The 8,324-nt window shown below is 51.4% G+C and carries 5 protein-coding genes; 1 reads left to right on the forward strand and 4 read right to left on the reverse strand.

The genetic code is table 11. From position 1 onward, the window contains the following. Positions 1–4,621: CHAT domain-containing protein (locus IQ235_RS12285; protein ID WP_264321750.1), on the forward strand; the 4,621-nt coding region annotated here is incomplete at its 5' end. Between the two features lie 122 nt (positions 4,622–4,743). On the opposite strand, the gene IQ235_RS12290 is transcribed toward IQ235_RS12285, so the two are convergent. The 4 genes from IQ235_RS12290 to IQ235_RS12305 form a co-directional block, all read right to left on the reverse strand. After that, positions 4,744–5,079: a ribulose bisphosphate carboxylase small subunit gene (locus tag IQ235_RS12290; RefSeq protein ID WP_264321751.1), complete on the reverse strand. Its 336-nt coding sequence runs from the start codon at positions 5,077–5,079 to the stop codon at positions 4,744–4,746. Positions 5,080–5,116: 37 nt separating this feature from the next. Further along, positions 5,117–5,524 carry a RuBisCO chaperone RbcX gene (gene rcbX, locus IQ235_RS12295; protein ID WP_264321752.1) on the reverse strand — a complete coding sequence of 136 codons (408 nt, stop codon included), beginning with the start codon at positions 5,522–5,524 and terminating at the stop codon, positions 5,117–5,119. Positions 5,525–5,673: 149 nt separating this feature from the next. Further along, complete coding sequence (locus tag IQ235_RS12300) at positions 5,674–7,086, reverse strand: form I ribulose bisphosphate carboxylase large subunit (protein WP_264321753.1); 1,413 nt, start codon at positions 7,084–7,086, stop codon at positions 5,674–5,676. Between the two features lie 993 nt (positions 7,087–8,079). Then, positions 8,080–8,324: hypothetical protein (locus IQ235_RS12305; RefSeq protein ID WP_264321754.1), on the reverse strand; the 245-nt coding region annotated here is incomplete at its 5' end.

An 8,324-nucleotide genomic window follows, 5' to 3' on the forward strand; every position in this document is an offset into this window, starting at 1 on the left:
GATCGATACATCCTCCACCACAGGCGATGGCGGCAGTGTCGCACTCAACGCCACCGACGGCGCGATCGAACTAGGCGTTCTCAATACCAGTACCTCTGCCGAGTCGGCAACTGGCGGGTCGATCGATTTGACGGCAACGGAAGATATTACAACCGGCGAACTCAATGCCAGTAGCGATGATGGAGACGGTATCGGGGGCGAGATCGCCCTCACCAGTTCGGGGGGAAATATCGATACCCGTGGCGGAACCATTACCGCCAGCAGTGGCGAGATCGTGCTCGACGAACGACTTGGGATTGAAGTCGGATCGGGAAGTGCGGGAACCATTCGCTTGAGCGCTGGTGGTAATATCGCCACCAGCGATATCTTGGCAGAGGCCGAAAATATTGGAGGAACGATCGTTCTCAACAGTGGCGGTGCGATCGAGACGATGGCACAAATTTCCACTCGCGGTCATCAGACCAGTGGTGGCGATGCGATCCTCAATGCCGAAGGTGATATTACGATAACCTCCCTCAATGCCGGTAGTTTTAACCAAGGAGGTCTCGTTGCGTTCGATAGTAACTCCGGCGAAATTACGACCGGGAGCATCGAGGTTCGCGGCGATGATGGCTCGGCAGGTTCCATCGAGCTGACGGCACGGGGCGATATTACCACTGCCGATATAACGGGAACGGGTCGCAAAGATGGGGCAACGGTGACGCTTGAGAGTCGCGAGGGGGCGATCGATACTACGGGGGGAACCATCGACCTCGGCGCGAGAAATGGGGGAACCATCGACATCACTGCCGCCGGAGACATTACCACCGCAGACATTACCACCGCAGACATTACCACCGCGCAGCGAGATGGCGGAGCAGTTACCCTCAGCAGTACGAACGGTGCTGTGGACACCACAAGCGGGGATATCGACCTCGGCGCGAGAACTGGGGGAACCCTCGATATTACCGCCGATGGGGATATTACGACCGGAGATATCGATACCTCCGGTCGAGGTGTCGGCGGGACTGTTGCACTCACGAGTACCAATGGCGCAGTGGATACCACAAGCGGGACGATCGACTCTAGCGCCGATCCAGGAACTGGGGGTACAGTAGCCATTACCGCCGATGGCGATATTACCGCGATCGAGATCGATACCACCGGCAAGATTGATGGGGGAGATATTACCCTCGAAAGCCGCCAAGGAGAAGTCAATACCCGATCGGGGTCTCTCGATGCCAGTGCGACGACGGGAACCGGCGGGGCGATCGCCTTAAATGCCCAACTCGACGTTCTCACCGGGGAAATCCTCTCCACAGGCAATCCGGGGGGCGATATTACCTTTGAGAGCACCAGCGGTGTGGTGGATACCAGTGGCGGGTCGATCGGTACCAATAACGGCAATATTTCCTTGCTCGCACCGGGAGAAGAGGGAAGCATCACCATCGGCAACCTAACGATCGCCGAGGATGGTACGGATGCCTCTTTCACCGCTATTGATGGCGATGTCACCACCGATCCCGATCTGGTAAGTCAGCAAACCGGTTCGGTTTCTCTGCTGGCACACAACGACATCACCATCCAAGAAGATATCGTCACCGATTCCGTTTCCTCCCTGGAATTTCGAGCCGGACGCAGCATTCACGTGAATGCCGATATCGACACGTCTGAGAGGAATGGAAATATTTTCCTGCAAGCCAATAGCGACGATGCCGACATTAATTTGCGCGAAGCGGGGCCGGGGGGGATTTTTCAGGCACCGGGAACGGAAATTTCTTCCGGTCGGGGGGATATTACCCTGGAAGTGGGAACTCTCGACGAACCCGGAGATATCGTTCTGGCCGATATCAATACTAGTAGGGGGAATATCTCTGTTTCGGGTGGAGAGGGGGTGAATATCGATACCACTGCCGGAGATATCGAAACCGCCATTACGGGTGATAGCAGCGATTCGAGTCTGGGAGAACGAGGGGCGATCGTTTTAGAAGCCGGGGGCGATATTACCACCGGGGCGCTCGAGACCCGCACCGCTAATTCCTATAAAGGCAATATTCGCATAACCAGTGGCGGCGCGATCGATACGAGTGCCAGTCGCCTTGAAAGCTCTGGGCCGAACTCCGGCAATATTACCCTAGAAGCCGTTGGAGATATTACCACCGGACAAGTTGTCAGCCAAGGCACTTTTGAGAGTGGAGATTTGATCTTCACCTCCACAAACGGCAGTATCGACACCACAGCACTGAGGAACTCCAATGTGGGATCGGCCAATCTCGATTCGTTTTCCGCGAACGGGGAAGGTGGCAACATTACCCTCTCGGCAGATGGTGACATCACGACCTTTCAAATTATCTCGGAGGGGGCAACCCGCAGCGGCGATATCAACTTCACCAGCACCAATGGCAATATTTCCGCTTCTGTCGGTTCTGGTTTGTTGGGGACTTTAGCCATCAATTCCCATTCTGAGGATGGGGTTGCCGGGGATATCGCCCTCTCGGCAAATGGGGCGATCGAAACTGAGGACATCATATCTGATGGCTTTACCGAAAGCGGCGATCTGGTCGTGACCAGCCTCAACAACACCGTCAACACCGGTTCGATTACCACCCAAGCCGACGGTGGCGATAGTGGCGAGATTATCGTCAACGGGACGACGGTAGCGACGGGGAACCTCACATCCCTTGCCAGTGGGGATTCGGGGGATATTACCGTCACGGCTACCGATGGTTCGGTGACGACCCTCGATATTACCAGCGAGTCGGAAACGGGAGATTCGGGGGATATTACCGTGACGGCGACGGAGGACGTGACGACGGGAGATATCGGTTCGATCGCCTTTGAAGATAGCGGCGATATTACCGTCACCAGTACTGGCGGCAATATTTCCACCAGAGACATTACCAGCCGCGCCGAAACGGGAACTGCTGGGGATATTGCTCTGAATGCCGCCGGAAACATCGATACGGGAACGGTGGTGTCCGAGGGTGCGTTGGGGAATGGAACTGTCAGTCTTAACGAAGGAGTTGGGGCGATTTCTGCGGTGGAACTGCCCATCGAACTGCCCGAGGAACTTGGAGAATCCGATCGACTCGCAGAAGCAATCGCCCAGACGGCAGCAATCGTACCGGAAAATAACGATATCGATCGCGCCCCAGATATTTCTAATGCCTCGGAAAATGTTATTCCCAGCAACAGCAATGCGATCGACCCGATTTCTCTCAATCCAGACACCGCAACAATTTTGACCGTATCCCCCGATACGATCGCCTCTGAAACGATCCGCAACCGCAGCTTCAACCCAGACACAGATATTTATACGAGTCTGGCAGATAACAGTATCGACGCGATCTCCCAAAAAGCCAATCCCAGTAGCGTTCTGGCAATTTCCGATAGTTTCAATACCTTCAGTAGTTCCTCAACGGCGATTTCGATGGCGGAAGTCGCGACCATCGAACGACAGCGAAATAACGAATATGCCAACTACTTCGGCGAAGATCGTTCGGAAGAGTCTGGCGGCGTGGAAAATGCCAAAGAAGCATTGGGGAGAATTGCCGAACAAACGGGTAATCAGTCGGCGGTGGTTTATATTAATCTTCTGCCGGAGCAAATCGAACTGGTGCTGTTCGCCCCCGATGGCGTTCCCGTCCGCCAACGGGTTTCCGGTGTCGGCAAAGAACAAGTTCTCGCCACCGCGCGGGAATTGCGCCGCCTCCTCACCGCTCCTCGCTATCGCAATTCCGATCGCTATCTCGAAAGCGCCCAACAACTCTATCAATGGCTGATTGCCCCTCTAGAAGACGAACTCGCCGTTGCCGCAACCGATACCCTGCTGTTTTCGATGGATGAGGGGTTGCGAACTCTCCCGATGGCTGCATTGCACGATGGCGATCGGTTTTTGGTGGAACAATACAGCTTCAGCATGATTCCCAGCCTCAGCCTCATTGACACCCGCTATCGGGCATTACAGAATACCCAAGCACTGGGAATGGGGGCGAGTACGTTTGAAAATCTCAACCCCCTACCCGCCGTTCCGGTGGAACTCTCCACTATTACCGAGGAGATCTGGCAGGGAGAAGCGTTTATCGACAAAAGTTTTACCCGATCGAATTTAGTCGCTCAACGTCAAGAATTTTCTTACCCGATCGTTCATCTGGCAACCCATGGCGAATTCCAATCGGGCGATCCGAGTAATTCATACATCCAACTGTGGAATGAGAAGTTACACCTCGACGAACTGCGACAGTTGGGTTGGAACGATCCGGCCGTGGAACTACTGGTTCTGTCGGCTTGCCGAACTGCTGTGGGAGATGCGGATGCAGAGTTGGGTTTTGCCGGGTTAGCGGTGGCTGCCGGGGTAAAATCAGCATTGGCGAGTTTGTGGTACGTCAGCGATGAGGGGACTTTGGCATTGATGACGGAGTTTTACAGCTACTTGAAAGATGCACCGGTCAAAGCCGAAGCATTGCGACAAGCTCAAATCGCGATGATTCGCGGTAATGTGAGGGTAGAGTCGGGCGAGTTGCGCGGTTCGGGTTTGCACGGCAGCATTCTCCTGCCGCCAACACTGTCTCACATCGAAAATACTAATCTTTCTCATCCCTACTATTGGTCTGCATTTACCACCATCGGTAGTCCTTGGTAGTTTCAGCACCGTTGAGACAAAAACCGACAACAAAAAACTTTCAGCCGTTTCCATTGAGAAAACAACTGAAAGCATCAGTATTTAGACTATATTGCTAGAGCGTTAAGTTGAATGACTTCAACTTAGTAACGGCTGGTGTTGGGCTTGTAAACGATGAAGCTGACCGTTTGGCACTGCTTGATATTATCGAAACCTACCACGCGGATGTAGCAGTTGGGGTTTTCCGAACGGCATTCGCGCACTTCGTTGAGAACCTGCTGGGAGGTTGAAACGCTAAACAAAGGTAGCTTCCACAGCGTCCAGTGGTGATCGGAAGGACTGGGATTTTCCTCAAACTCGATCGCCGGAATAAATCCTTGATCGAGCATATAATCGATTTGCTTGGAGATCTGACGATCGTCTAAGGGAGGCAAGTAAGAGAGGGTTTCGTAACGCTTCTCTTTGGGTAACGTTTTCATGAAAATTAGCTCCTGTTGGTGAAATCAGAAATAATAGTTAGTCGGGAGAATCGTTGATGTCGCTCTCGGGATGAGTGACATCATTTGGATCGATCGAGCTGGGGTCTTGGGTTTGAGTCATGCGCTCTAACATCTGACGGCGGTGCTCGATATTTGCTTGTTGGATTCCCGTTCGCACCATTTCTGGCATAAAATCCAACATCTCTTCTGCAAGATGTTCTCGAACGGTCAAAATCCGCAAAACGAGATCTTTCTTTTCTCCCATCAGGTCTCGCAAATAGGCTTCCCCATCTTGAATCCTGTTGTTTGAGGAGAATTGTCGCAGCCAAATACCCAAAGGAGGGTTGGTTTCAGACAATTGCTTAATTACCATCTGTACAGCTTGGTAGGTCAGGTAACTTTGCAACACTTTTGCCGTTTCTTTGGCAACTTGCTTCGTATCCATTTTTTTTCCCCCATCCCAGCCCGGATTCAAAAGAACGCACCAGACTGTGGATGTTAGATATTAACAATTTATTAACATCTAACATCTACCATCGTCGAGCCGAATCGTTCGGTGTCGATTGCTGCGTTCGGTCGAATCGTTCGTCGAAATCAAACGGTGTCGATCGCTTCGTACTCGAACTTGATTTCTTTCCACAGTTCGCAAGCCGTGGCAAGTTCGGGACTCCACTTACAAGCTTCGCGAATCACATCGCCACCTTCGCGCATCAGGTTGCGACCTTCGTTGCGGGCCTGGACGCAGGCTTCGAGTGCCACGCGGTTGGCGGTTGCGCCCGGTGCGTTGCCCCAGGGGTGTCCCAAGGTTCCACCACCGAACTGCAAGCAGGAATCGTCGCCGAAGATGTCCACCAAAGCCGGCATGTGCCAGACGTGGATACCACCGGAAGCCACCGGCATCACGCCCGGTAGAGAGGCCCAGTCTTGGGTGAAGTAGATACCGCGCTCGCGGTCTTCTTCGATGTGGTCTTCGCGCATCAAGTCAACGAAGCCCATCGTGATGCCTTTTTCACCTTCGAGCTTACCGACCACCGTACCGGAGTGGAGGTGATCGCCACCAGACATCCGCAAGCACTTGGCCAGGACGCGGAAGTGAATGCCGTGGATCTTCTGACGATCGATCACGGCGTGCATGGCGCGGTGAATGTGCAGCAACAGACCGTTGTCGCGACACCAGCGAGCCAAAGTGGTGTTGGCAGTGAAGCCACCGGTGAGGAAGTCGTGCATGATGATGGGCGTGCCAATTTCCTTGGCAAACTCAGCCCGCTGCATCATTTCTTCGCAGGTTGGGGCAGTCACATTGAGGTAGTGACCTTTAATTTCGTTGGTTTCGGCTTGAGCTTTGACGATGGCTTCTTGAACGAACAGGAAGCGATCGCGCCAGCGCATGAAGGGCTGAGAGTTGATGTTCTCGTCGTCTTTGGTGAAGTCGAGACCGCCGCGCAAGCATTCGTAAACGGCACGACCGTAGTTCTTCGCCGACAGACCTAATTTAGGCTTAATGGTGCAACCGAGCAGAGGGCGACCGTATTTGTTAAGCAGATCGCGCTCGACGGTGATACCGTGGGGCGGTCCTTGGAAGGTTTTCAGATAAGCAATGGGAATGCGAAGGTCTTCTAAACGCAGTGCCCGCAGAGCTTTAAACCCGAAAACGTTACCCACTAGAGAGGTCAGTAAGTTGGTGACCGAACCCTCTTCAAATAGGTCTAGGGGATAGGCGATAAAGCAAATGTACTGGTTATCTTCCCCAGCAACTGCTTCAAAATCGTAACAGCGACCTTTATAGCGATCGAGATCCGTGAGTCCGTCGGTCCAAACTGTCGTCCAGGTTCCGGTAGAAGACTCGGCGGCGATGGCGGCTGATGCTTCTTCCGGAGGGACTCCCGGCTGAGGGATGAATCGGAAAGCAGCCAGAATATCTGTATCTTTGGGGGTGTAGTCTGGCGTGTAGTAGGTCAGGCGGTAATCTTGTACCCCTGCTTTAAATCCTGCCTTCGCTTGTACCATAATTGCTCCTTATGTGTAGAGGTGTATTTTTTTTGCCAATTACCGCGCAGGAGCAAATTTTATGAATCCCCAGATTGAATTTCTCGAGATCGTTTTTGATGCTCCTGAATAATGATTTGAAGCCGAAAGTTACATTTATTTCCTTGCTGGTTTTGTATCCTAACATGAATTGAAAATTGTTTTTAATTAAAATTTTAGAATTTTGCTGGGAAGTTGATTGTCTTTGTTTTTAGCTTTGATTAGTTTAACTAATACCAATTAATTGTTAAAATTTATTAAGAATTTTATGTGTCGATAAACTATCGAAGTATTTTGCCTGTTTTTAGATACACTTGCAGCTCTGTTTAAAGTTGCAGAATTCCCAGTATTGATAAGTACTAATACTTATCAATACTGGGTTCGGAATCTCGAAGGGACAGGATTTAAGCATCCCCCAGATATTGATATTCTCCGGAAAAAACTGTTTCGGTTCGGATGACTAAGGATGCATAGATCCCTTGTAACGTCTATATTGTCGAAGGTCTAGGTAAAACTCCACCTTCAGCTAACTCCCAATTTTACAGCTTGGCACGATCGCATCGGGAAATGCCGATCGTGCCGAACCTGTCGCGTACGCGAAAACGAGTTTTTGCTCCTTTTTAGACTTTCTGGCACTCATAGATTTTTCAACTCGTTTCTAGGATGTTGAAAAATCATCTACGCTCTCGAAGATCGGTCGCAGACTGCTAAAAAGTTGCTCCGAGAGGAATATCCGATCGGTGAAAAATAACGAATGTTGTGAAAGATTTCTAAGTAATTAAACTTATTCACTCTCAATAATTCTCAATTGTGACGATAAAAACTACTCTCAAGAAGTGAGAACGGGCATATTTGGGTGAATATGAAACTTCTTGCTTTTGGAAAAAGGGAATGAGAACGAACAGACGAGTCAATGCTAGAGACGATCCATTCTCCACGATCTATGGCTCTAAGAGACTTTCAGTTCGCTGCTCTTCACAAATCCTTGGGCGGTTGCGAATTTAGAGAGGGATTGTTGGGAAATAACGAGGTGAAAATGCGTCGAACGTGGACTTTCCCATAAATCTCGGCAGAAGAGGACGGAGGTTGGAAGCCATTCGATGAGGGGTTTGAGTTGTCGAGTTCGGGTTCGGGTTCGAGGGATTCAGAGTGGCTGTCGGGTTCGGGAGTAAATTCTTGGATGGGTTCTCGGATGGTTTTTTGGGGGGGCAGTTCTGGGT

Origin of the sequence: Zarconia navalis LEGE 11467, from assembly GCF_015207075.1 — a bacterium.
Classification (GTDB): Bacteria; Cyanobacteriota; Cyanobacteriia; order Cyanobacteriales; family Geitlerinemataceae; genus Zarconia; species Zarconia navalis.